Here is a 22,296-nt window from a genome sequence, read left to right on the forward strand (position 1 = left end):
GAGCGATACGTTCATCGTTACCATCAAATTCTCCCTTCACTGCAATTAAAATCGCAGATTGGCAAAGTTTGTCAATGTTATTTTCACCAGCTACCTATCCATTTAACGTTCTAGGCCAGACCGTTGATTATGATTACCAGTCACCAACATCCATGTTGCTCTCCATTTGAGGCGCGTTCCAACTGCCCAACCTAAAAACTATCTCATCGGATCTCTACAGGCATTTATCTCAGGTGGCCCCGAAAACATGCTGGCGGTGTGGTAAGCGTGCGCGGCACACCTTCAAAGCGCATATTCTGGCGGGATAGGCACGCAGTAACCGGGATATTCGTCGGTTTTTTCATCGTTTTCCGTGCCGTCACCGGAATGCCATGGTCCAGTGTATGGAGCGGTAAAGTCAATGAAGAAGCGACCACCCGAAGATTCTCTGGGGGTACCGTAGATGCCATCTGGCAGGCGTGTGTTCTGGGGATTTCTGCTTATCCTTGTAACCGGGGATCATATTCCCGTTGGTGGGCGCATCATTGCTGGTGATGCTTGCCATTGACTGGATCTACACACGAGCACGGACCAACCGAAAAGCACGAGCCTGACCGTCCCTTTTTTGGTATTTATATTACATGGGATGAACGTCGCTGATTATGGTCATCCCAGCTTTCAAAAAGCTGGATTATTCGATGTTCAAAGGCCGCCATTTCGATAAGTCTATCATCCTTATGTGTGATTGAGGGTACCTGACTTACAATCTGAGCCTGCGCAAATGATGGCCGAGCGCGGCATCGCGAGGGACCATTCCACAGTGCACCGCTGGGTTCTGCATTTCAGCCCCATGCTGCTAGGCAGCGTGGACGACTTTGAGCCAGTATCTTGCGGTGGCAATATGAACCATGCTGATGAAACTCTCGGCGAGTTGGTCGTATCGGGTGGCAATGGCGCGGTTGATTCTCAGTCGGCCGAGCATCCGTTCGATTAAGTTGCGCTGTTTATACAGAGTGCGATCATATTCAATCTTCACGCGGCGGTTTGCTCTGCCGGGAATGACGGGTTCAATATTGCGGCTGGCAAGATTATTACGAATGGCATCCGCATCGTGGCCCTTATCAGCAAGAAGCGCCTGTGGCGCTTGCTCGGGAAAGCTGATCAATGTGTCATAAGCCTTGCAATCTGCCGTCTCGCCAACCGTTAGGTGGAAGGCAAGCGGTCTTCCTCTGGCATCAGCCAGACAGTGAAGTTTACTGGTGCCCCCTCCCGCGAGCGGCCAAGAGCACGTCGATTAATCCTCCTTTTCCGCCCGCTGCCGAAATATGCGCGCGAACCGTGGTAATATCGATGCTGTGGTGGCCACTGTCAGCCATGATCTCAGCAAGGGTGACTGAAACGACCTCCCAGACCCCGGCTTCGCTTCAGCGCCGAAAGCGTCAATAGATCGTATTCCAGTTGCCGTATTTGGGGTGGAACATCCCGCCACGGCGTACCGCAACGAAGTCCCCAAAGTGTGCCGTTGATGATTGCACGATTTTGCTCCGGACGACGCCCCCGTCCCCGATTGACGGCTTCAATCGGAAGAAGCGTCCGGTCAAATGCAAATGGAATCTGGATGAGACCTATGTGCAGGTCAAGGGCGAGTGGGATGTATCTGTTTCGTGCCATTGTCAGCATCCGCAGTGCCTTCGAGTTGCTGTTGCTGTTCAATAGAAACCACGACCTGAAAGCTGCTAAACGCTTTATCCGCAAGGCGCTGACCCGACATGGCAGGCCAGAGAAGATCACAATTGACGGTAGCCAGACCAATTGGACGACCATCATCCAGTGCGATGTCGAGAGCCGGTTGCGACAGGGAGAAAGGCCCATCACGATCAAGTCCATGAACAACTCCATCGAACAGGATCATCGCCTTGTCAAACGACGGATACGATCCATACTCGGTTTCAAGTCCGAAGTCGCTGCTAGCATCTCGCTCGCCGGCATCGAGCTCGTTTACATGATGCGAAAGCTGCAAGGTAATTTCGGATCAACCGCACCGCTTTCACTCAAACAACAATTCACAGCGCTTGCGGCAGAGTTGCCTCGAGCGATTAGCTACGCTTTATCGCACCGAAATTTTTGCAGCAGACCCTCAAAAACGGCGCCGTATGGTGACATCAAAGCTCAACTTAGACACAGTTGCTAGAGATCAACAGTGCAACTTGAACCAAGGCGCTACTATCGAAGAAGGGAGTATAACTGATCGAAGAACCCTTCGGAATTCACACGCGTCGCTACCCAAACATTATCGGGTAGCCTTCGCTCCTGCCAATAGTCGGCCACTGTGGCGCCGAATGTATAGGTTCCCGTAAGATCAACGGCGACATGTGCCCGGCGCTTTTCGATAAGCGACGGGTCTATGATCGTTGCCAAAACCAGCGGATCATGCAGCGCCCCACCGACACCCATCTGGCCGCGATGCAATTTTTCGTAGAACTTCAGCCAGTTGAGAACCGCCTTGCCGAGCGGAGTGTCGATCTTGCGCAGTTCTTCGAATTGTTCCTCTTCCACGAGAACATGCATGGTGACATCCAGACCAACCATGGTCACATCGATGCCGCTGTCCATCACGATGCGCGCAGCTTCCGGATCGCAGAAGATATTGAATTCCGTCGGCGTGATATACTCGGTGCGACGGAAAAAAGCACCGCCCATGGACACTATACGCGCGATCTTGGGCTTCAGCTCAGGATATTTGAGAAGGAGCATGGCGATATTGGTCAGCGGGCCGGTCGGCGCCAGCGTGACCGGCTCCGGATGTTCGCGCAAAATTTTTGCGATGAAGTCGACGGCATGCATATCGACCAGTTTCATCGTCGGCTCGGGAAGATCCGGCGTGCCTTCAAGACCGCTCGGACCGTCGGCTGTGCCCAGAACGAGCGGCCTGTTCAAAGGCGTCCCGCAGCCTTGCGCAATAGGCACATCCCCCGCGCCGATGAACTCCAGAATACGCAGAGCGTTGATCGTCGTGCGTTCAAGCGTTGCATTGCCGCAAACGGTCGTGACGCCAAGGAGATTGATTGCGTCGGACTTGTGCGCCATGACGAGCGCAATGGCGTCGTCATGCCCAGGATCGCAATCCATGATGACAGGAATTTGTTTCATCTATGCTACTCTTTTCACTCTTCAGCCAAGCTGTGCGATGGATTTCTTGAACAGGCTCAGGAACTGGCGTCCGTTCAGATTGCGACAGACACGCGTTGTTTCGGGGCCGGAGAACGGTAGAATCTGGCGACCGGTGAAAGCCACTGTCTGACCGCGCACAAGCCGCTCGCTAAGCGCGACGTCGACAAAGACAGGCTTGGTCATTTCAAAGAATTCCGGATGCAGCACAGCCGAAACCGCGATGGCATCATCCAGCGGAAAGCCGACAAGCTCGAAAAATTCGCGCCAGATGTCGATATAGATGGGGAAGTTCTCGCACACATAGGATGTGATGCGGTTTTCCGGATAGAGCGATGCGAAATCGTTCAGATCATCGCGCGTCAGCATCGAGGCCGCGACACGGTTGTCTTCACAGACGTCCAGCGGAACCAGAATGATCGGAGCGCCCGATCGCAGCACCACACGAGCAGCTTCCGGGTCAGCCCAGATATTGTATTCGGAAACCGGCGTTATATTACCAGGGGTGGCGAAACACCCACCGAGAACCACGATCTGCTTGACCAGTTTCGCGATATCCGGCGCCATCTGGAGTGCCATCGCCACATTGGTTTGCGGACCAGTGGCCACAATCGAAATCTCATGCGGGTTGGCCCGCACCAGATCGATCATGAAATCAATGGCGTGCTTGGCGATCGGCTGATGGCTTGGAGCAGGCGCGGGCGGATTGAATCCCTTCAGCTGTTCTCCGAAACGGGCCTGAAGCTGTTTCTCGAAGTGTACCGGGGCAAGCATATCCTCGCGGGAATTGCCGACCAGCGGACGATAAGCCCCCTTTGCGACAGGAACGTCTTCACGACCGGCAAGCGACAGCGTGTTCAAAACCACGTTGGTAACCTGCTCGATATCCCCCGCAGCGCCTGTAACAGACGTGATGCCCTCAAGCTTAATGCCGTTGCAACCCAGTGCGAACAATATTGCGAGAATATCGTCGCCTGCTGAATCGACATCCAGTATTATACGTTCCATACCTTGATCTTACCCTTATTGAGGGCGCTTCAGGAGCGCCATGCTTTCCAGTGTTTCCTTGAAGAATTTCGGACGTTGGCGGTAGGTCAACACGAACAGCGCGCCGAGAGTGACCGCATATGGGACCATCAGGACGAGATATGATGGAAGACCGAAGGTTTGCAGGCGCAGGGAGAGCGCATCGGAAAACCCGAACAGCAGGCAGCCCAGCAGAACCTTGACCGGATCGCCATTGGAGAAGATGAGCACCGCCACGGCCATGAAACCGCGCCCTGCAGACATGTTTTCCGCAAACATCGTAATGTAGCCCAGCGAAAGATGCGCGCCAGCCAGTCCCGCGAGAACACCGCAGATCAGGGATGCGATATGCTGCATTCTCGCTGTCGGAATGCCGATGGACTGGGCTGCCTCCGGCTTTTCCCCGGTCACCCGGATATAGAGCCCGAGCTTGGTTCGATAAAGCACCAGCCACACCACGAAAACCATGATGAAGGCGAGATAGACAAGCGGCGTGTAGCCGGAAATCGCTTTGCCGAACTGGCCGAGATACTTCGCATACGGAAGATGGATTGCCGACAGGCCCACAATATCCGGGCTGACGATCGATCCGCGCGTGCCGAAAATGGCCTTTGTCAGGGAAATCGTCAGTCCGCCCGCCATGATGTTGAGCGCGAGGCCCACAACCACTTCGTTGGCGCGCATCGTCACGACAAGCAATGAAAAGATCACGGCGACAATTACGGACGCCAATACGCCGATCACCAGGCCGCCGAGGGCTGATCCCGTCCAGATCGATCCGAGCACGGCAAAGAATGCGCCCAGAAGCATCTGACCTTCCAGACCGATATTGAAGATACCGGCTTTCGTGGTGAAGGCGCCGCCCAGGGACACAAGAAGAATGGGTGCCGTGGTGCGCAGCGTCGCCGCCAGCAATGTGACGGTGAATATCTTGTCTAGAACTTCCACCGGCGCTCTCCACTGAAATTATTGCGGCGGCGGAACAGGATCTGCGCCGATACGCATAGAATGATAAACGCCTGAATGACCGTGATGATTTCACGCGAGGCGCTGGTTTCAACCTCCATCAGGAGTGAGCCGGACCGCAGTGCACCAAAGAAAAGCGCAGTTCCGATGACGCCTATGGGATTGCCGTTGGCCAGAAGCGCTGCGATCACGCCATCGAACCCGAAGCCGGGGGCAAAGCCCTCCATGAACCGGTGATGGACACCCAACGTCTCAATCCCCCCTGCCAGTCCGCCGACGGCTCCCGAAACCAGCAGGATCACGAACACATTGCGCTTGATGTTCACACCTCCATAGGCTGCGAATTTGGGGTTTGCGCCCATCGCCGTCATAGAATAGCCAGCACTTGTGTATTTGAGGAAAAGCTGGAAAGCGACTGCCAGAATAACGCCGATGAACAGACCGATGTTCAGCCGCGAAAACTCGAAAATCTGCGGCAGATAAGCTGTCGGTGCAACAGGGTCGGTTTCCGACCAGCCGCCCGGACGCTTGAACACGGAAATAGTGAGAAACGACGTCAGCAGGATGGCAATATAGTTGCTGAGGATTGTCGAAACCACTTCGTTCGTGCCGTAGCGCGCGCGGAAGAACGCCGGGATCAATATCCACAAGCCCCCCGCCGCGATGGCCGCGAACATGGCCACCATCATATGGAGGACCGGCGGCATGGTGAAGGCAAAACCGACCCATGCGGCCGCGAAGCCGCCAAGATAAAGCTGCCCTTCAACACCGATATTGAAAAGGCCGCCGCGCAAGGCGACACACGCCGCCACACCGCAAACGATGATCGGCGTTGCCTGAAGCAGCGTTCCCGCCAGCCGCTCGGTGCTGCTGAACGCCCCCCGCACGAGGGTTGCGAAAACATGCAGCGGATTTTCACCGACGAGCAGAATGATGATCGCACCGCCCGCCAGAGAAATGAAAATGGCAAGCAGCTGGCCCAACAGATTTTCGATCCAGTCCGGCAGCGGCTTTTTTGGCGTCGGTTGCGTCGCCGCCGTTAGATTGTCTTGCGCAGTCATTGGGATACCATTTTTGCGCCGCCGGCTTTGGAGCCCGCCATCAGGTAACCGATTTCATCTTCGGTCGCCGTTTCTGGATCGACTTCACCGGCGATCATTCCTGAAAACATGACCAGTACGCGGTCTGCGAGTTTGAGAATTTCATCGAGCTGCACGGAGATCAGCAGGATCGCAGCTCCGCGTTCGCGTTGCTTCATGATCTCCTCGTGAATGCCTTCCATCGCGCCGATATCGACGCCCCGGGTGGGCTGATCGACGATCAGGAAAGGACAATTCTGAGAAAATTCGCGGGCGAGAACCACCTTCTGCATGTTGCCGCCCGAGAGGGTTTTGACGGTGGTTTTCGGCCCCATGGCGCGAATGTCGAACTTGCGGATCATCTCCACCGCCTGTTCGGTTGCATAACGCCAATTTACAAAGCCGTTTGTCGCCCATGGCTTACGATGCTGGCGCCCCATCACGAGATTGGCGGTGATCGTGTCAGCGGCGTTCACCCCGTAGGTGAGGCGGTCACCGGGCACGTGCGCCAATCCCGTTTCGCGGACGCCCATTGGCGTTTCGCCCGCAATTTCCTTGCCTTGAAGAAGAATGCTGCCGTGAGACGGCTTGCGCAATCCGGCGATCACTTCGGCAAGTTCGGTCTGGCCATTGCCGTCAACACCGACAATGCCGACGATTTCTCCCGCATTCACACCGAAACTGACATCCTGAAGAACCGGCGTTCCGCGTCCGTCACGGGCATAGACGCCGGAGAGCCTGAGCACTTCCTGACCGCGCGTCGGATTGCGGGGGCGCCGGGAGAAGTTCACCTCACGCCCCACCATCATCCGGACGAGTTCGTCCTCCGTCATGTCCCTGGTTACCTTGCTGCCGACCGCCTTGCCGTCCCGCAGAACAGTGATCGTTTCGGAATGCTGCATGACTTCGGAAAGGTGGTGCGAAATGAAGACGACGGTCATTCCCTGCTGCACGAAATTCCGCAATATCTTGAAGAGTTCGCGACTTTCCTGCGGCGTCAGAACGGCTGTCGGCTCATCGAGAATGACGATTTCGGCGCCCCGTGCCAACGCTTTCAGAATTTCAACGCGTTGTTCAGCCCCAACCGAAAGCTCGCTGACATGCTTTGTGGGATCGACCTTAAGCCCGAAAGTCTCGGAAATTTCCTGCACCCTGTCGATCTGGGCTTTATGATCGATCAGGCCGTTATGCGTTATTTCCATTCCCAGAAAGATATTCTCGGCAACGGTGAGCGAGGGGACCAGCTTGAAATGCTGATGGACCATTCCCAACCCGCGCTCGATCGCGACCTTGGGGGAAGACATGACGGCTTCCTGGCCATTTATGCGAATAACACCCTCATCCGGCTGGTGAATGCCGAACAAGATGTTCATCAACGTCGATTTACCTGCGCCATTCTCGCCAACCAGCGCGTGAATCTCGCCCTTCCTGACCTTGAGGTCGATTCGGTCGTTTGCTGTCAGCGCGCCGAACCGCTTGGTGATGCCTTGTAGTTCGATTGCATAAGTCATGGATCGCGGTTCCGAAAATCGGTGTTTCGCCAAAACGACACGTGCACTATCGCCACGTCACGGGATGACGCCCTGCATGCTCGATGAGCGCAAGCCCGCCGCCAAATCCGGCAGGCTTGCGTCGTGTTTTTCAGTTACTGGTTCATCTTCACGGCGATGGTGCCGTCAGCAATGCCTTTGCGAGCCTCTTCCAGCTTGGCTGTAATATCAGCTGGCACCCTGTCCTTCATGTCGTCGCATATCTTCAGCTCGACACCACCGGATTTCACACCGTAAGCATATGCGCCGGGCTTGACCGGATTTCCGTCGACCTCACCCTTGATCAGGTCATAAACCGCAATATCCGCGCGCTTGAGCATGGATGCCAGCATGGCACCGGGAGCGGTCGGGCACTGATCGACATCCACGCCGATCGCATATTTGCCTGCCGCTCTGGCTGCCTGCAACACGCCCTCGCCTGTCGGACCCGCCGCCTGATAAAGAAGATCGACATCCTGGCCGTAAAGCGCCATCGCCAGTTCGCTGCCCTTGGCCGGATCGTCGAACGTACCGGCAAAAACGCTGCTGACGGAAACATCACTTGCGACCTGCGCGACGCCCTGCTCCATACCTGTCAGGAAGTTGCGTATAACCGGAATGTCACGCCCGCCGACGAAACCGACCTGCGAGGAACTGTCGAACCCCTCGACCTGCTGGGACGTCATCAGGCCAGCCAGCGCGCCGACCAGGAAGGAGCCCTCTTCCTCCACGAAATCGATATAAGTCATTGTCGGGCTGTCGAGCACGCCATCGATGAAGATGAACTTCTGGTTCGGGTAAGCCTTGTTAGACTTCTGCAAGGCATCGACCAACTCCCAACCCATGACGAAGATCAGGTCGTACTGCCCGTCCTTCGCGAGATTGTTGAACTGCTCTTCATAATCAAGCGCCCGATTGCCCGTGTCCACGATCTTGAGATCGACGCCGAAATCGCCCTTGGCGCGCTCCAGACCCTTGATGATCGAAATGCCGAAGCCCTGCGAAAAATAGCCCGAAATGGCCGCGACCTTCAGGTCTTGCGCCGCGACCGGTGCAGACAACATGCCCAAACCGATAAATGCGGATACAGCAAGGGTCTTCAATCCCAACTTCATTTCGATGTACTCCCAGACCGTCGTCGTTTGCACTTGACGACAATTATTGTTTGTGTACGAATAAATTGCGAAAAGACTGATTGTCTGTCAAGGGCATATTCGAGGCAACGAATGACAGAACAGAAAAATAAAATCGAGACGGCGCAATCCGTTCTTGTAACCGGTGCCGCAGGGCTGCTGGGCTCTTATGTAACGCGCGCCTTCAAGGATGCCGACTACAAGGTCACAGGCGTCGATATTGCGCAACACGATGGATTGGACGTGACTGTTGCGGACCTGACCCGTCTCGATGCGGCGCTGGAACTGGTCAGAAATGTGGACCATGTGGTTCATATCGCATCGCTCCCCCGGCCCGTGGGCTACGATGTCCAGGACGTCTACAACACGAACATGTCGCTGATGTTTAACGTCGTTGAAGCCATGGAACGCAATAAAATCAATAGTTTGATTTATGCGTCCTCCTTCAGCACCATCGGCCTGCCTTTCGCCAACAAGCCGCTGGCGCCGGATTATTTTCCGGTTGATTCGCAACATCCGACCAAAGCGATGGATGTTTACGCACTGACAAAACTCCTAGGCGAGAATATCGTTGATTATTGGGTGGCCCGCACCGGCGGCGATGCGATCAGTATCCGCATGCCGTGGATCCAGGACACCCATATTTTCGCACGCGATGTCTTGCCCCGCCGCGACACGGACGACGCAAAGCTGGATCTCTGGGCTTATGTGGACGCACGGGACGCAGCCCGGGCCTTTATCCTGTCTTCCCAGGCTAAACTACGGGGACATAATCGTTTTTTTATTTCAGCCGCAGACACCTATTCCAAACACATGTCGGTCGAACTGATCGAAAGGTTCTATCCAGGCGTTGCACTGAAGGAACCGCTGGAAGGCTTCGCCAGTCTTATTTCCAATCGGGAAGCCGAAACCCTGATCGGTTTCCGGCCCCGCCATAGCTGGCGTGAATACGGCCAGTTCAAGTAAACTCGGAGGAAGTCTTTGTAATGAAAGATTTTTTGGGGAAAACCGTTCTTGTAACAGGAGGTGCTGGTGCTATCGGCAGCGCCACTGCGAAACTCTTCCTCGAACGGGGCGCCAATCTGGTGTTGGCCGACATTGATTCTGTGAAGCTCGACAAGATGAAAGCACACTTGTCCGCCTTCGGTGAAGTGTCTGTCATCAGCGGTGACGTCACTAACGAAATCCACGTACGCAAGGTCATCGATTATTGTATTAGTACGTACGGATCGCTCGACACCGTTTTCAACAATGCCGGCATTGCAGGTGCGGTTCGCCCGATTCACGAGTGGAGCAGCGCCGACTGGGATCATATCGTAAATGTAAATTTGCGCAGCCAGTTTCTGGTATTGAAATATGCTGCGATGCATATGACAGAACGCAGGGCGGGCGCCATCGTGAACATGGGCTCATCCATGTCCAACTGGGATGTCCTGTCCGGTGGCGTCGGTTATGTGGCAACCAAACATGCCGTTGTCGGCCTGACCAAGACGGCTGCACTCGATCTTGCTCCATACGGCGTGAGGATCAATGCAGTCTGTCCGGGCGTGATCGAAACGAGTCTCGGAGTTCCCGGCCTTGAGGATGGAAACGTGGGCAGCACATCAGCGGTTGCGCGCTTCGCCTCAAAAATTCCGTCGCTGCGCATTGGCCAGCCGGAAGATGTCGGCGAGGTCGTCGTGTTTCTCGCTTCGAACAGCGCCCGCCACATCAATGGTGCGGCCTGGCTAATTGATGGCGGGCAGACCCTCCAGAGTTACGCCAATGGCCCCGACGGCGGGACCTATTGAAGCAACGCAATTCGTGAAATATTTCCGCGCGGCTTGTCCGCCAAAGATAACAAGATTTAGGGGTGAACCATGTCTGTCGATGTATTTTCCGCACATAAGGCTGAAGCGGCATTCGATCTGCGAGCGGAGAAAGCCGCCATTATCGTCGTGGATATGATCAATGAGTTCTGCAAGCCGGGCGGCAAAATGGTTCTGCCAGGCTATGAAACACTGGTCCCGCCGCAGCTGGCGGTGATCGAGAAGGCGCGCAAAAACGGAATGCCTGTCTTCTGGGTTCATGACATTCACAGGAAGGGAATGCGCCGCGAGCGTGAATTTCTCAAGCGGAGTCCACATGGCGAGGAAGGCTCGTGGGGAACCGAGATCATTTCCGATCTCAATGCCCGCGAAGACGATATCCACATTACCAAGAGGCGCTATTCGTCATTCTACCAGACGGACCTGCATCTGACGCTCAAGGATATGATGGTCGAACAAGTTATCGTGTTCGGCGTCGTCACCAATATCTGCGTTCGTTCAACCGTCGCCGATGCTTTTTTCGAAGGATATGAGATTCTGGTCCCCCAGGATTGCTGCGCTGCAACCGGCCCGCGCGAGCAGGCCAGTTCGTTGTACGATATCGCCACACATTTTGGCGTTGTGTGCAATTCGGATGATATAGTTGCGGCGCTGAACAGTGGCGCGCCCATTGAAAACATCATCAACGCCTGAGGTGCAGTTTGGCTGAAGAACATACAAAAGTGAGCCCCGCACCGCGAAAACGCGTACGAAAGACTGTTGCACCCCATGACGGCGACCAGATTCTGGACCGGGATGAAGCGGCAATCGCTTATGCGCGCAGCGGATACGATTTGGATACGCATCCGGCTTTCGCAGTGCGCAAGGTGCACCAGAAAGCGACACTCATATTTCAGAGCATCATGGGGATGGATAACCTGTCTCCACCGCAATTTGCGGCGCTGGCAACCATTTTGAAATATGGCGCGGTTTCCCAGAACCATCTTGGCCGCATGACATCCATGGACCCTTCGACCATCAGTGTCGTGGTGCGTAAACTGATCAATGACGGCTTGATTCACCGTAGCCGATCGAAATCAGACCAGCGTTTGAGCGTCCTCACCCTGACGAATGAAGGGCTGAGCTTCACGATCGATCGTCTCAAGGACAGCAGCGAGGTGGGAGAACGCCTGCTGGCGCCTCTCAGCGATGAAGAAAAGATTTCTTTCATGGATATGCTGATCAAGATCAGCGCCGACCCCGAAGCCTAATTTCGGCTTCAGTTCCAGAAGCCGTCAACACCACGCTAACTATTTGTTTTTAAACGCTTCTAAATGAAAATGGTTCCCGCCTTTGCGGGAAACGTTTTCGTACGCGCCACTTTGGAGCGCACATTCAAGAAGAAAAACAGGGGAGAAACATGACCGATCCGAAACGCACCGTTATCAGAAATATCGGACTTACACTGAGCGGAGACATTCGAAATCCCATTTTGGACATCGATACCATTGTCGTGGAGAACGGTATCATAACGAAACTGGGAAAAAAGGATGAGATTTCCACGAGCTCCGGTGACAGGATCATTGACGCAAACGGCTCTGCCGTCAGTCCCGGCCTGATCGATAATCACGTGCATCCCGTTGCCGGTGACTGGACACCGCGCCAAAATCAGATCGGCTGGATGGATTCGACAGTTCACGGCGGCGTCACCACCATTATTTCCGCCGGCGAAGCGCATTATCCCGGTCGCCCCAACGATGTGATCGGGGTCAAGGCACTGGGCATTGCCTCGCAGCGTGCTTTTTCAAACTTCCGACCGACAGGCATGAAAGTGCTTGCAGGCGCGCCGGTGCTCGAACCGGGCATGACGGAACAGGATTTCAAGGAACTGGCCGAAGCAGGCGTCCGGCTGATCGGCGAAGTCGGGCTTGGCAAAGTGAAAGACGGCCCGACGGGCAAGAGAATGATCGCATGGGCCCGCAAATATGGCATGACATCCATGACCCATACGGGCGGCAATTCGATCCCCGGCTCGGGACGGATCGGCGCCGATGTCGTCATTGAAGTCGATGCCGATATCATTGCACATATCAATGGTGGCCCCACCGCACTTCCCTTCAACGAACTCGAACAGATTTGCGAGAAAAGCACCCGCGCCATCGAAATCGTTCACAACGGCAATCTCAAGGCGGGCCTTTATGTGCTGGATATCGCCAAACAGCGCGGCGAACTGGATCGTGTGGTGCTCGGAACGGATGGCCCAGCCGGTTCCGGCGTCCAACCACTGGGCATCCTGCGCACCATCACCCATCTGGTTTCACTGGGCGACGTGTCCGTGGAAACGGCCTTTTGCTTTGCGACCGGCAATATATGCAAATTCCGCAATCTCGATGATCGCGGCATGATTGAAGTGGGCCGCAGCGCCGATCTTGTCTTCATGGATCAGGCGACGGGCGGTGCGGGCGACGGCTTCATTGAAAGCATCGAACTGGGCAATTTGCCGGGCATTGGCATGGTGATGATCGATGGAGAAATTCGCGTGGGGCGCTCACGCAATACGCCGCCGTCGGACAGGGCTCCGCAGATCGTTCAGGAATAAAAAAAGCGGCCAATCTGGCCGCTTTTTTCTACACGCATTTTCTCGCCGGATCAGTTCCGGCGAGATCAATCCACGCCGTTCTCGCCTTTGATCTGGTCCTTTGTCAGTCCGCCGACACGCGGGTGCGGGCGGCCTGAATCGGTGACAGAAACAGCAACCACAATTTCGTTGTCCCGCGGCGCATCCGCCACGCGAACCTCCATCCCATCGAAATGGCTCCGGACTTTCGCAGCGTCTTTATGGCCAAGCGGAATGTCGATTGGCGCGCCCATGCCTGCTCGTTTCTTGGATGAGGGAATGAGGGCAGGCCCGCGTCCCAATATCCGGCGCACAGGGGCACCGAGCCTGGGATGCAGTATCGCCGCCGCATGTTCCAGCTCACCGTCAGCCCCAACGACTGCCGCCTTGCCGAAGCTTTCCACGCGGTCACCCGGAATGGCCAAGGCCTCGACAGCCCGGGTTGTCAAAAGCTCACCAAGCTCCTCCCCCATCTCGCTGAGCAGTGCGAGGTCTTCGACATATTCACCTGTGTAGGGATTAGCGATCACGGCCACCGCCGCCGCCCGGCGCGTCGGCTCCGCCAGTTCCCGTCCACCTTCGATACGGGTTTCCTCTACGAAGGTTACAATCTTTCTGATCCGTGTTTTCATCGCAATCCGTCGTCGCCCTTGATCTCATCCGCAGCCAGACCGCCGGACCGCGCGTGCACGCGAGAACCGGTCGTCATGGACAGGACCAGCAACAGCTCATTGGCGCGCGGCGCGTCCGGAATGCCGACCTCGATCGCATCGAAATGCGAGCGCACATAGGATGCGTTCACATGGGTGATAGGAATGTCTATCCGCACGCCCGGTGCGCCTACTTTCTTCGCCGACGGAACAATGGCCTTCGGGCTACCTAAAAGCTCGCGCATCGCATAGCCGCCGGGATTGTGCCACAGCGCACCGTGCTCCAGTTCGCCTGCGCCGCCAACAACAGCACCTTTGCCATATCCTTCAATCCTGGAGGCGTCGCCTCCAAGAGCGTTCAAAAGCTGGGTGGCCATTTGCACACCCAACGGCTTCAGATCATCCATGAAGCCAACAATATCCTCGACATAACGACCCGCGAACGGGTTTTCGATGACGGCGAGAATTGATCCGCGAAGAACCGGCTTGGAGCGGACGGGGCCACCCTCATGATAGACCTCTTCGATCTGGATCAAAGTTTTACGCAATTTTACCGGAAACATGTTCCCTCCGAAGTTTCATATCCGTGATGATTGCAGTTATTTGTATGAGTAGCAATAACTTTATGTTCGATGAACGATTTACGGAATCCATATTGAATAATCAAGATTATTATGAATTTAATCAATAAAAACAATGATATAATTTTATGCTTGGAAGAAAGCCATAATCTCCTATCGCTTTATTTCTGCCTTCATTCATCACATAAAATATAAAATCATATGTAATAAAACAAATTAATTGACATCGTTTGCAGGTTGTGAAGAATGATCGGCGGGTCGCCAAAAGTTGAAAAAAACAGGGAACTGGCGACCCGTCAGCGATATCAAAATGGAGGGGGTTCGATGTCAGTCGAAGTCGCGAATACTCGCAAACTCAATCTTACGCGCCGCATGTTTCTCGGCGGCATGGCTACCGCCGCCGTACTTTCTATGCCGGCGATTGCGCGGGCATCCGGCGATCCTTTCAAGGTAGGATTGCTCTTGCCGTTTTCAGGCGGACTGGAGTTGTTCGGCCAGCAAGGCTTGCAGGGCGCAAAGATGGCGATTGACGAGGTCAACGCCGCCGGAGGCGTTCTGGGTCGACAGATCGAGCTTGTGCAGGCCGACGACAAGACGGATCCGCGCACTGCCGTTGAGCGCGCCACGCAGCTTATCCGTCGCGACAAGGTCAACGCCATCATCGGCCCCGTCACCAGCGCCAATCGCGACGCCATCAAGTCCACGGTCGAGAAAGCAAAAACGCCGCTCCTTTACGCCACCGATTATGAAGGCGGCGTCTGCAGCGACTGGATCGCCTGTTACAGCGCAGTACCGGCACATTTTGTCGATACGGTCGTGCCCTATCTCTCCTCCACGCAATCGGGCAAGTTTTATCTCTTTGGCGCGGACTATACGTGGCCGCGCAAGATGAACGATGCCATCAAGGCCAAGATCGCCGAGCTCGGCGGCGATATCGCCGGGGAAGAATATACACCATTCGGCGTCAAGGACTTCGCGCCTACCCTGCGCAAGATTGCGGATTCGGGCGCGGATACCGTCATCCTGACGCTACCGGGTGCCGACGGCGTGACTTTCGTGAAACAGATGCATGCCGCCGGCTTGCGCGACAAGATCAGACTGTCGTTTCTCGGTTTCAATGAAAACTATCTATCTGGTTTCACGAGCGCAGAATCCGAGGGCATCATCGCGCCCCTGCCCTTTATGCAGACTCTGGACCGCCCCGAAGCAAAGGATTTCGTCGCTCGCCAAAAGGCGATGTTCGGGGAAAACGCGACAGTCAGCTACTACGCCGAAAGCCATTACGGTCTGACACGCTTTTATCTTGAAGCCGTCAAAAAGGCCGACAGCGACGACAAGAGCGCCATCATGCAGGCTTTGACGGGGCAAACCATGATGTTCGGAAATGGCGAAGTCACCCTGCGCGCATCCGACAAGCATGTCGATCTCAACATGCTGATTGCCGAAGTGAAGAACAGCCAGCTGGAACAGGTGAAATACATCGGCAAAACCGTCGCGCCGAGTCAGTGTGCTGTGTGACGGACCAGAACAGTGAGTGCTCAATATCTGAAAATCGACAATGTCGTGAAATCGTTCGGATCGGTTCACGCCCTGCAAGGCGTGAATCTTTCGCTGGGTGCCGGTGAAGTCAAATGCATCATCGGTCCCAACGGATGCGGTAAAAGCACGCTTTTCAATGTGCTTACCGGTACGCTGAAGCCGGCATCAGGACGTGTATTTCTTCACGAGCGCGAGATTACCCGCCTGTCGCCGCATGAGATCGGCAGAATGGGGATCGGTCGGAAATTTCAGGTTCCCGGCATCATGCCGGACCTGACGGTGCTCGAACACATTGAAATTGCAAGTCTGGCACAGAGAACACGGGGAAAGTTACTGCCTTCCGTGTTCGGCCGAAGCCAATCACGGACATATCGTCCAATTTTGGAAACGGCGGGCCTGTGGGATTACGCGGATAAAATAGCCGCCGAACTGCCGCATGGCATCAAGCAAAGGCTGGAGCTTTGCCTATTGGCAGCCAAGCAGTCCGACCTGCTTCTGCTGGATGAGCCGACGGCAGGCATGACCGTCCGCGAAACCGCCGCAACGATTGAACTCATCCGTACGATCAATCAGACCACAGGAGCTTCGGTACTGGTTATCGAACATGACATGACGTTCGTGCGCGAGCTTCTCTGCCCCATCGTCGTCATGATGCGGGGCAAAGTTCTGACCGAAGGTACGTATGACGAGGTCAGGAACGACCCCGAAGTGCGTTCAGCCTATTTGGGGGCATATGTCTGATGTTGGAAATCAGAGCATTGGAATCCGGTTATATTCGCGGCGCTTCAGTTCTCAAAGGGATTGAACTGTTCGTATCGACTGGCGACCGGCTGGCCGTTATGGGACGCAACGGCATGGGCAAAACCCTGCTGATGAAAACAATCATGGGGCTTATCAGCCCGAACCGCGGAACCATTCATTTCCGCGACACGCAAATCTCCGATCTAACCCCGAATGCCATAAGCAATTTGGGTGTCGCCTATGTTCCCCAGGGACGAGAGATTTTTCTCGATTTCACCGTCGAAGAAAACCTTCTCATGGGTTTCGTTGGCAAGCCATGGATCACCCGGCCTGGTTTCGAGAAAATATTCGACTGGTTTCCAATTCTCGCTGAAAGACGCAATCAGAAAGCGGGCACCATGTCCGGAGGGCAGCAACAACAATTGGCTATCGGCCGCGCCCTGATTGGTGAGCCGGACTTGCTGCTGCTTGATGAACCATCCGAAGGCATCCAGCCGTCAATTGTGCAGGAAATCGCCGAGACCCTGTCAAACATCTGCCGTGAGCAAGGGCTCACCGTCATCGTCGTCGAACAAAACACCGATCTGGTAAAAGCGCTTTCGCAGTCGGTCGCTTTTCTGGAGAACGGCACCATCGTCGCCCAGGTACAAACCTCCGAAATAATAGCCAATCCGGCTCTGCTTGAGAAATACATGGGGCTTTAGATGCAATTCTTTTTCATCTTATTGCTGGATTCCCTGAATTACACCTCTGTTCTCCTTCTTGTCAGCATCGGCCTTGTCATCGTCTTCGGTCTGATGCAGGTGATCAATCTGGCGCATGGAGAGTTTTTCCTGCTCGGTGCTTATTCCGTACTGGTGGCGCAAAATTTCGGCTTGTCGTTCTGGGTCGCACTGCCGCTCGCATTTATTGCCGTCTCGCTCGTGGGCCTGATTTGCGACATGTGCATATTGCGCTTCATCTATCACCGCCCGGTCGATACCATTCTGGCGACCTGGGGGATGTCTCTTGCTATCAAGCAGGCAATCATCATCATTTTCGGTCCGGCATCACAGATCATCGACGCGCCGTTTACAGGCGCAGTTCATTTTTTCGGACTCGAATATTCCTCTTATCGCCTTTTCGTGATGGCCATGGCGATAGCTGTCGCCGTGTTCGCATTCCAGTGTCTCTACCGCACAAAAATCGGACTAGCAGCGCGGGCCGCGATGGCAAACCGGTCAATGGCGCAATGTCTGGGTGTCAATACACGCAGACTTGATCGTTACACATTCAGTTTCGGGGCCGGTCTGGCTGGTTTCGCAGGGGCAGTAATGGCCCCGCTGATGAGCGTCGATCCGCAAATGGGCATGGGCTTCGTCATACCGGCATTTCTCTCGATTCTCGTTGGCGGCGTCGGCAGCCCGTTCGGCGCATTGTGGGGCAGCGCGGTCATTGGCGCTTCCAACACTACCCTTTCAGCGATCCTGTCACCTGTTCTGGCCTATATGATCGTATTCACGCTAGCGATTGTTGTTATCCGCACCTGCCCGGCAGGTCTTTCGGGAGGGGTTCGCAAATGAAATCGACCTGGTTGATAGCGAGCATTCTTGTCTGGATCGTTTTCGCAATCGTTCCGCTCATTCTGGGCGACTGGGAACTGGCAATGTTCGGCCAGACGCTGGTCTATGGCATCGCCGCTATGAGTCTCGCTTTCATATGGGGGCAAGCCGGTCTGCTGTGTTTCGGGCAATCCGTCTTCTTTGGCACCGGAGCCTATATCGCCGGACTTGGCACAAAAGGCATGCTGCCCGGACTGCCAGAACTGGGCTGGTCTATTCTTGTCCTGTCGTTTCTGGCCGGTGCGCTACTGGCTAGTCTTCTGGGCGCGGCGCTATTTTTCGGTCGGGCTATCCAGAACGCCTATTTTGGCATCGTTACCATCGTCATGGCGATCATTGCCGAGCGCATCGCGACAAACTGGGACTATCTTGGAGGCTTCAACGGACTGCTCGATGTGCCATCGCTAAGCTGGACCATGGGAACCCAAAGCTTCGACACCGCCGATCCCATGACAGGCTACATCGTGGTCCTGTCTCTGACGTTCATGTGTTACATCGCATTGTTTTTTATTCAGCAATCCAGAACAGGCACCGTCATTCGCGGCATAAGCTCCAACGAAACGCGTATGGCCAATCTGGGCTATAATGTAGGCCTTTGGAAAACGATGGCATTTTCCATTTCGGGCGGTGTAGCAGCAATTGCCGGTGCGCTGTTTGCAATCCAGTTTTCGTTTGTCTCGCCCGCAGTTATTGGATTTGCCTTGTCTACGGAAATCCTGATCTGGGCAGCGGTTGGTGGAAAAGCGGTTCTTCTGGCTGCCATGCTGGGCGCAGTTCTGGTGAAATATATCGAGTATCTACTGTCCGACAAAATCGGGCAGTACTGGCTGCTGGCAATCGGCGTGATCTTTGTCGTAGTTGTTATCATTTTCCCACAGGGGCTGCTTGGAAAACTGTTCAGACCCAGATTACCGCACCGGTTGAGGCGTTAAAGAAGCACCATTGATAAACCTCGGCATAAGCATTGGGTTCGCGACGGCGATCACATAACTTTGCCAGTTCGTTTTCGGCATGTTTCTTGAATGAGACCATCGCCCGGTCGTCCACCAATGCGCCATAGCGGCGAAGCGATGCCGTTGTGACCCGCCGGACGGCGTGGTTATGATTTTGTCTTGCTGCATCAACACACTTGCAGGCGATTATCGGATTTCCAGCGGCTGATTTGACTGGACAAGTCCAAAGCGCAATCGCTGAAACTGTTATTAGCGAGAACGAACATGAAGAGAGCACTCCTCATACACAACAATGCTTCTCAACTTATTGAATAAAATTGATAAATTGGAGATGTCTCGATATTAATGTGATGTAAGCCTTTCTCAGGATCGAGCGCACCGTTAGATAGTTTTTGGCTTCAGACAAAAAAGAGGTTGAGAAGCATGAGCGCCAATCGATGAAAGAGAAGCAAAACGACTCTGGATCGGCAGGAGAGGCGCACGGGGACAATCGTCACGCTCCTGAACGTGATTTACGTGAATTCTCCATGTCGCTTCCAATGCATCTCTTGCGTGCCCGGGAAGCGGTGATGCGCCATTTTCGGAATTCACTCCGCGAACATCACGTTACTGAACAACAATGGCGCGTTATCAGGGCAATCAGCTCGTCCGGTGAAGCCGACGTCAATGATCTCGTCCGTCTGACCTTCCTGCTCGGCCCGAGCCTGTCACGAATCCTGCGTACACTGGAAACATCCGGGCACATCAAGCGCCGCACTGATAAAGAAGACCAGCGACGAAGCGTATTGTCACTTACCGACAAGGGACAAGAACTGATCCGGCAGCATACGCCGCAGTCGGTTCAAATTTATGAACGGATCGCGGAAGCATATGGACACGAACGGTTACAGCAACTTCAAACCATGCTGGCAGAGCTGGAGACCACGATGAACAGTTTCAACATTCTCCCGGATATGGAGGAGACTGAAACCGGTCTCATGGAGTAAACGCAGCTTTGCTCCAAACAGTTATCTCCGCTGCACATTCCAAATGAAAAACGCAGGCTGAAAGCCTGCGTTTTTGTATCTCCTGGCACCTGAGTGGCCACGCTGCCTGCATTCAGCTCGCTGCGCGCATCCTGAGGTAGTCGCGATAGTTGCTGGTCTTAAGATTGACCGTCCCGTCGCTTTCTTCCATTTGCACCGAAAGACCTAGCGGTCTGCTCGCCATGAGAGCCGCGAGATTGTCCTTCACTTTCGCGAAGACTCTTTCGCCTGCAGCTTTTCGGTCTGCTTCGCTTCTTCCTGACGCAACACGCAGCAATACATGCACAAAAGCATTGTCGGGATGACCGTCGACAACCAGATAGTTGTCGACGCGAACACCGCGTGTACGCGCTCCCGCGAATGGAAAAATGCTACCATCATCAATCAGCGCGTCCTGCACGGTTTCAAGCAACTGCGGAACATTGATTTCTTTTTCGATGTTAGCGGAGTATTCAACCCAGATGTGGGGCATGTTCGGGATGTCCTCTCATATTCAGCAATTAGCGGAAAGAGCAGCAGCGACCGCAGCGTCCGGGTCACAGACGTGACCAAGCGCCTGTAATGATCGGCCAAGATAAAGCAGATCCGTCACCACATCGCCGATGGAAAAGGCTCCCATGGTACCGATACGGATGACCCGACCCTGGAGCTTGTTGCGGGCGCCGGCGATGGCCGTGTTATAAGTTTCCAGCATGTGTTTGACGACGTCGCCACCCTTGATGGTTTCCGGCAATCCGCCCACCACGACGGTAGGCGAGTAGCATGAAGGGTCCCCAAAGGCTTCCAAACCCAGTGCGAGGAAACCGGCACGCATGGCTTGTGACAGGCGAAGGTGACGCGCATAAACTCGCTCAATACCTTCTTCATGAATCAAGCTTAATGCAGCATGCAAGCTCTGCACGAGCGAAACCGCAGCGGTAAAGGCAGTCTCATTTTGCTCGACAACCGCCAGCGCCTTTCGCAGATCCCAGTAGAAACGCGGGCAGCGATCATCTCTGTCAACGATAGCGCGCGCTTTTGCGCTCAGACTGATCAGCCCAAGTCCGGGGGGGCACATCAGCGCTTTCTGCGAGCCGGTAGCCACGACGTCAACACCCCACTCATCCTGACGCATTTCCACGCCGCCGACACCGCTGACGCTGTCAACCACGAGAAGTGTAGACAACTTGGCGGTAACTTCGCCAAGAGCACGCAGGTCCGCCAATGCACCAGTCGCACTTTCATTATGCACGACGAGAACGGCGCGATAATTGCCACCAGTCAGACGTTGACGCACTTCTTCCGGATCTGGTGCTTTGCCCCATTCAATGTCGAGTACATCGACCTCGGCACCAAGGGCGCTCGCGATCTTGGCAAAACGTTCGCTAAACTGACCATTGACACAAGCAAGAACCTTCTCGCCGGGTGCCAGAATATTGACGAGGGCTGTCTCCATCGCACCAGTGCCGGAACTGGATTGCAGGATCACCGGCTGCGTCGTTCCGAAAAGCGGACGCAGCATCGCCTGAACCTCGCCCAGGATGACACGCATTTCTGCACCGCGATGATTGATGATCGGACGCGAACCCGCCATCCGCACCGCTTCGGGGATGGCTGTGGGACCCGGAATTCTCAGGCGATAGGGGAATTCGGTTAGTGGAAGGGTTGTCATATCGGACACTCTTTGGATTGGCCGTGGACGGCATTCAGTGAATGATCTGTTGGAGGAATTGCCGGGCTCTCTCGGTCTGCGGCGCGGTGAAGAAGGCGTCAGGTGGGGCCACTTCGGTAATCCGCCCCTCACACACGAAGACTACTCTATCCGCAACAGCACGGGCGAAGCCCATTTCATGGGTCACGCTGTCCGACATCAACGCCCATGAGACCAAATTGTATTAACTGAGAAGAGAGGATTTTCGGCTCATCATAGCTTTATCAAAGGA

Annotated in this window: 22 protein-coding genes and 4 pseudogenes; 14 read left to right on the plus strand and 12 right to left on the minus strand. The window is 54.8% G+C overall.

Annotated features, from left to right (window positions below; all coding sequences use genetic code 11):
- Window positions 1-210: 210 nt before the first annotated feature.
- Window positions 211-411 (plus strand): annotated as a pseudogene (locus KWJ32_RS26095) (PepSY domain-containing protein); the annotation flags it as partial.
- Between the two features lie 266 nt (window positions 412-677).
- Window positions 678-835 (plus strand): annotated as a pseudogene (locus tag KWJ32_RS26100) (IS6 family transposase); the annotation flags it as partial.
- Here KWJ32_RS26100 and KWJ32_RS26105 read toward each other — a convergent pair.
- Window positions 836-1,222 (minus strand): IS5 family transposase, encoded by a 387-nt coding sequence (locus KWJ32_RS26105; protein WP_256886520.1) that lies wholly within the window; start codon window positions 1,220-1,222, stop codon window positions 836-838. It abuts the pseudogene before it with no gap.
- Window positions 1,223-1,539: 317 nt separating this feature from the next.
- On the opposite strand from KWJ32_RS26105, the pseudogene KWJ32_RS26110 reads away from it, so the two are divergent.
- A pseudogene (locus KWJ32_RS26110) lies at window positions 1,540-2,059 on the plus strand (DDE-type integrase/transposase/recombinase); the annotation flags it as partial.
- Window positions 2,060-2,202: 143 nt separating this feature from the next.
- Here KWJ32_RS26110 and KWJ32_RS26115 read toward each other — a convergent pair.
- The 6 genes from KWJ32_RS26115 to KWJ32_RS26140 form a co-directional block, all read right to left on the minus strand.
- Window positions 2,203-3,129 carry a nucleoside hydrolase gene (locus tag KWJ32_RS26115; RefSeq protein ID WP_256886504.1) on the minus strand — a complete coding sequence of 309 codons (927 nt, stop codon included), beginning with the start codon at window positions 3,127-3,129 and terminating at the stop codon, window positions 2,203-2,205.
- 21 nt (window positions 3,130-3,150) lie between these two features.
- Entirely contained in the window at window positions 3,151-4,155 is a 1,005-nt protein-coding gene (locus KWJ32_RS26120; RefSeq protein ID WP_112585114.1) for a nucleoside hydrolase, read from the minus strand.
- A gap of 15 nt (window positions 4,156-4,170) precedes the next feature.
- Window positions 4,171-5,121, minus strand: a complete 951-nt coding sequence (locus KWJ32_RS26125; protein WP_256886505.1) for an ABC transporter permease — start codon at window positions 5,119-5,121, stop codon at window positions 4,171-4,173.
- Window positions 5,109-6,200 carry an ABC transporter permease gene (locus tag KWJ32_RS26130; RefSeq protein ID WP_256886506.1) on the minus strand — a complete coding sequence of 364 codons (1,092 nt, stop codon included), beginning with the start codon at window positions 6,198-6,200 and terminating at the stop codon, window positions 5,109-5,111. The genes KWJ32_RS26125 and KWJ32_RS26130 overlap by 13 nt, the downstream gene beginning before the upstream one ends.
- Window positions 6,197-7,729, minus strand: a complete 1,533-nt coding sequence (locus KWJ32_RS26135) for an ABC transporter ATP-binding protein (RefSeq protein WP_256886507.1) — start codon at window positions 7,727-7,729, stop codon at window positions 6,197-6,199. The genes KWJ32_RS26130 and KWJ32_RS26135 overlap by 4 nt, the downstream gene beginning before the upstream one ends.
- Before the next feature lie 134 nt (window positions 7,730-7,863).
- Window positions 7,864-8,862 carry a BMP family ABC transporter substrate-binding protein gene (locus tag KWJ32_RS26140; RefSeq protein WP_256886508.1) on the minus strand — a complete coding sequence of 333 codons (999 nt, stop codon included), beginning with the start codon at window positions 8,860-8,862 and terminating at the stop codon, window positions 7,864-7,866.
- 111 nt (window positions 8,863-8,973) lie between these two features.
- On the opposite strand from KWJ32_RS26140, the gene KWJ32_RS26145 reads away from it, so the two are divergent.
- From KWJ32_RS26145 to KWJ32_RS26165, 5 genes are all read left to right on the plus strand, one after another.
- Entirely contained in the window at window positions 8,974-9,846 is an 873-nt protein-coding gene (locus tag KWJ32_RS26145; protein ID WP_256886509.1) for an NAD(P)-dependent oxidoreductase, read from the plus strand.
- A gap of 20 nt (window positions 9,847-9,866) precedes the next feature.
- Entirely contained in the window at window positions 9,867-10,670 is an 804-nt protein-coding gene (locus KWJ32_RS26150) for an SDR family NAD(P)-dependent oxidoreductase (RefSeq protein ID WP_256886510.1), read from the plus strand.
- 69 nt (window positions 10,671-10,739) lie between these two features.
- Window positions 10,740-11,381 carry an isochorismatase family cysteine hydrolase gene (locus KWJ32_RS26155; RefSeq protein WP_256886511.1) on the plus strand — a complete coding sequence of 214 codons (642 nt, stop codon included), beginning with the start codon at window positions 10,740-10,742 and terminating at the stop codon, window positions 11,379-11,381.
- Between the two features lie 29 nt (window positions 11,382-11,410).
- The gene (locus KWJ32_RS26160) at window positions 11,411-11,938 is read left to right on the plus strand and encodes a MarR family transcriptional regulator (RefSeq protein WP_256886512.1); all 528 of its coding nucleotides are present in this window, start codon (window positions 11,411-11,413) and stop codon (window positions 11,936-11,938) included.
- Between the two features lie 149 nt (window positions 11,939-12,087).
- On the plus strand, window positions 12,088-13,266 hold the full coding sequence (locus tag KWJ32_RS26165) for an amidohydrolase family protein (RefSeq protein WP_256886513.1): 1,179 nt from the start codon (window positions 12,088-12,090) through the stop codon (window positions 13,264-13,266).
- Between the two features lie 65 nt (window positions 13,267-13,331).
- Here KWJ32_RS26165 and KWJ32_RS26170 read toward each other — a convergent pair whose 3' ends face one another.
- Together KWJ32_RS26170 and KWJ32_RS26175 are read right to left on the minus strand one after the other, a co-directional pair.
- Window positions 13,332-13,916, minus strand: a complete 585-nt coding sequence (locus tag KWJ32_RS26170; protein ID WP_256886514.1) for an amino acid synthesis family protein — start codon at window positions 13,914-13,916, stop codon at window positions 13,332-13,334.
- A complete protein-coding gene (locus KWJ32_RS26175) occupies window positions 13,913-14,497 on the minus strand; it encodes an amino acid synthesis family protein (RefSeq protein WP_112585096.1) in 585 nt (194 codons plus the stop codon). The genes KWJ32_RS26170 and KWJ32_RS26175 overlap by 4 nt, the downstream gene beginning before the upstream one ends.
- Before the next feature lie 342 nt (window positions 14,498-14,839).
- On the opposite strand from KWJ32_RS26175, the gene KWJ32_RS26180 reads away from it, so the two are divergent.
- From KWJ32_RS26180 to hpaR, 6 genes are all read left to right on the plus strand, one after another.
- On the plus strand, window positions 14,840-16,033 hold the full coding sequence (locus KWJ32_RS26180) for a substrate-binding protein (RefSeq protein WP_256886515.1): 1,194 nt from the start codon (window positions 14,840-14,842) through the stop codon (window positions 16,031-16,033).
- Window positions 16,034-16,045: 12 nt separating this feature from the next.
- A complete protein-coding gene (locus KWJ32_RS26185) occupies window positions 16,046-16,795 on the plus strand; it encodes an ABC transporter ATP-binding protein (protein ID WP_256886516.1) in 750 nt (249 codons plus the stop codon).
- Entirely contained in the window at window positions 16,795-17,499 is a 705-nt protein-coding gene (locus KWJ32_RS26190; RefSeq protein WP_112585092.1) for an ABC transporter ATP-binding protein, read from the plus strand. The genes KWJ32_RS26185 and KWJ32_RS26190 overlap by 1 nt, the downstream gene beginning before the upstream one ends.
- Complete coding sequence (locus KWJ32_RS26195; protein WP_256886517.1) at window positions 17,500-18,357, plus strand: branched-chain amino acid ABC transporter permease; 858 nt, start codon at window positions 17,500-17,502, stop codon at window positions 18,355-18,357.
- Window positions 18,354-19,328 (plus strand): branched-chain amino acid ABC transporter permease, encoded by a 975-nt coding sequence (locus KWJ32_RS26200; RefSeq protein ID WP_256886518.1) that lies wholly within the window; start codon window positions 18,354-18,356, stop codon window positions 19,326-19,328. Before KWJ32_RS26195 ends, KWJ32_RS26200 begins: the two co-directional genes overlap by 4 nt.
- Window positions 19,329-19,741: 413 nt before the next feature.
- Window positions 19,742-20,335 (plus strand): homoprotocatechuate degradation operon regulator HpaR, encoded by a 594-nt coding sequence (gene hpaR / locus KWJ32_RS26205; RefSeq protein WP_346016099.1) that lies wholly within the window; start codon window positions 19,742-19,744, stop codon window positions 20,333-20,335.
- 112 nt (window positions 20,336-20,447) lie between these two features.
- Here hpaR and KWJ32_RS26210 read toward each other — a convergent pair whose 3' ends face one another.
- From KWJ32_RS26210 to glnQ, 3 genes and pseudogenes are all read right to left on the minus strand, one after another.
- Complete coding sequence (locus tag KWJ32_RS26210; protein WP_112585083.1) at window positions 20,448-20,846, minus strand: 5-carboxymethyl-2-hydroxymuconate Delta-isomerase; 399 nt, start codon at window positions 20,844-20,846, stop codon at window positions 20,448-20,450.
- A gap of 21 nt (window positions 20,847-20,867) precedes the next feature.
- Window positions 20,868-22,025: an alanine--glyoxylate aminotransferase family protein gene (locus tag KWJ32_RS26215; protein ID WP_256886519.1), complete on the minus strand. Its 1,158-nt coding sequence runs from the start codon at window positions 22,023-22,025 to the stop codon at window positions 20,868-20,870.
- Window positions 22,026-22,059: 34 nt separating this feature from the next.
- A pseudogene (gene glnQ / locus KWJ32_RS26220) lies at window positions 22,060-22,212 on the minus strand (glutamine ABC transporter ATP-binding protein GlnQ); the annotation flags it as partial.
- Window positions 22,213-22,296: the final 84 nt, after the last annotated feature.

Source organism: Ochrobactrum sp. BTU2 (assembly GCF_024539785.1).
GTDB lineage: Bacteria > Pseudomonadota > Alphaproteobacteria > Rhizobiales > Rhizobiaceae > Brucella > Brucella anthropi.

Coding starts and splice junctions, on each gene's coding strand:
- KWJ32_RS26155 (WP_256886511.1), top strand. CDS start 10,740: ATGTCTGTCGATGTATTTTCCGCACATAAGGCTGAAGCGGCATTCGAT.
- KWJ32_RS26200 (WP_256886518.1), top strand. CDS start 18,354: ATGAAATCGACCTGGTTGATAGCGAGCATTCTTGTCTGGATCGTTTTC.
- KWJ32_RS26140 (WP_256886508.1), bottom strand. CDS start 8,862: ATGAAGTTGGGATTGAAGACCCTTGCTGTATCCGCATTTATCGGTTTG.
- KWJ32_RS26210 (WP_112585083.1), bottom strand. CDS start 20,846: ATGCCCCACATCTGGGTTGAATACTCCGCTAACATCGAAAAAGAAATC.
- KWJ32_RS26150 (WP_256886510.1), top strand. CDS start 9,867: ATGAAAGATTTTTTGGGGAAAACCGTTCTTGTAACAGGAGGTGCTGGT.
- KWJ32_RS26165 (WP_256886513.1), top strand. CDS start 12,088: ATGACCGATCCGAAACGCACCGTTATCAGAAATATCGGACTTACACTG.
- KWJ32_RS26130 (WP_256886506.1), bottom strand. CDS start 6,200: ATGACTGCGCAAGACAATCTAACGGCGGCGACGCAACCGACGCCAAAA.
- KWJ32_RS26135 (WP_256886507.1), bottom strand. CDS start 7,729: ATGACTTATGCAATCGAACTACAAGGCATCACCAAGCGGTTCGGCGCG.
- KWJ32_RS26190 (WP_112585092.1), top strand. CDS start 16,795: ATGTTGGAAATCAGAGCATTGGAATCCGGTTATATTCGCGGCGCTTCA.
- KWJ32_RS26170 (WP_256886514.1), bottom strand. CDS start 13,916: ATGAAAACACGGATCAGAAAGATTGTAACCTTCGTAGAGGAAACCCGT.
- KWJ32_RS26120 (WP_112585114.1), bottom strand. CDS start 4,155: ATGGAACGTATAATACTGGATGTCGATTCAGCAGGCGACGATATTCTC.
- KWJ32_RS26115 (WP_256886504.1), bottom strand. CDS start 3,129: ATGAAACAAATTCCTGTCATCATGGATTGCGATCCTGGGCATGACGAC.
- KWJ32_RS26180 (WP_256886515.1), top strand. CDS start 14,840: ATGTCAGTCGAAGTCGCGAATACTCGCAAACTCAATCTTACGCGCCGC.
- KWJ32_RS26145 (WP_256886509.1), top strand. CDS start 8,974: ATGACAGAACAGAAAAATAAAATCGAGACGGCGCAATCCGTTCTTGTA.
- KWJ32_RS26215 (WP_256886519.1), bottom strand. CDS start 22,025: ATGACAACCCTTCCACTAACCGAATTCCCCTATCGCCTGAGAATTCCG.
- KWJ32_RS26175 (WP_112585096.1), bottom strand. CDS start 14,497: ATGTTTCCGGTAAAATTGCGTAAAACTTTGATCCAGATCGAAGAGGTC.
- KWJ32_RS26195 (WP_256886517.1), top strand. CDS start 17,500: ATGCAATTCTTTTTCATCTTATTGCTGGATTCCCTGAATTACACCTCT.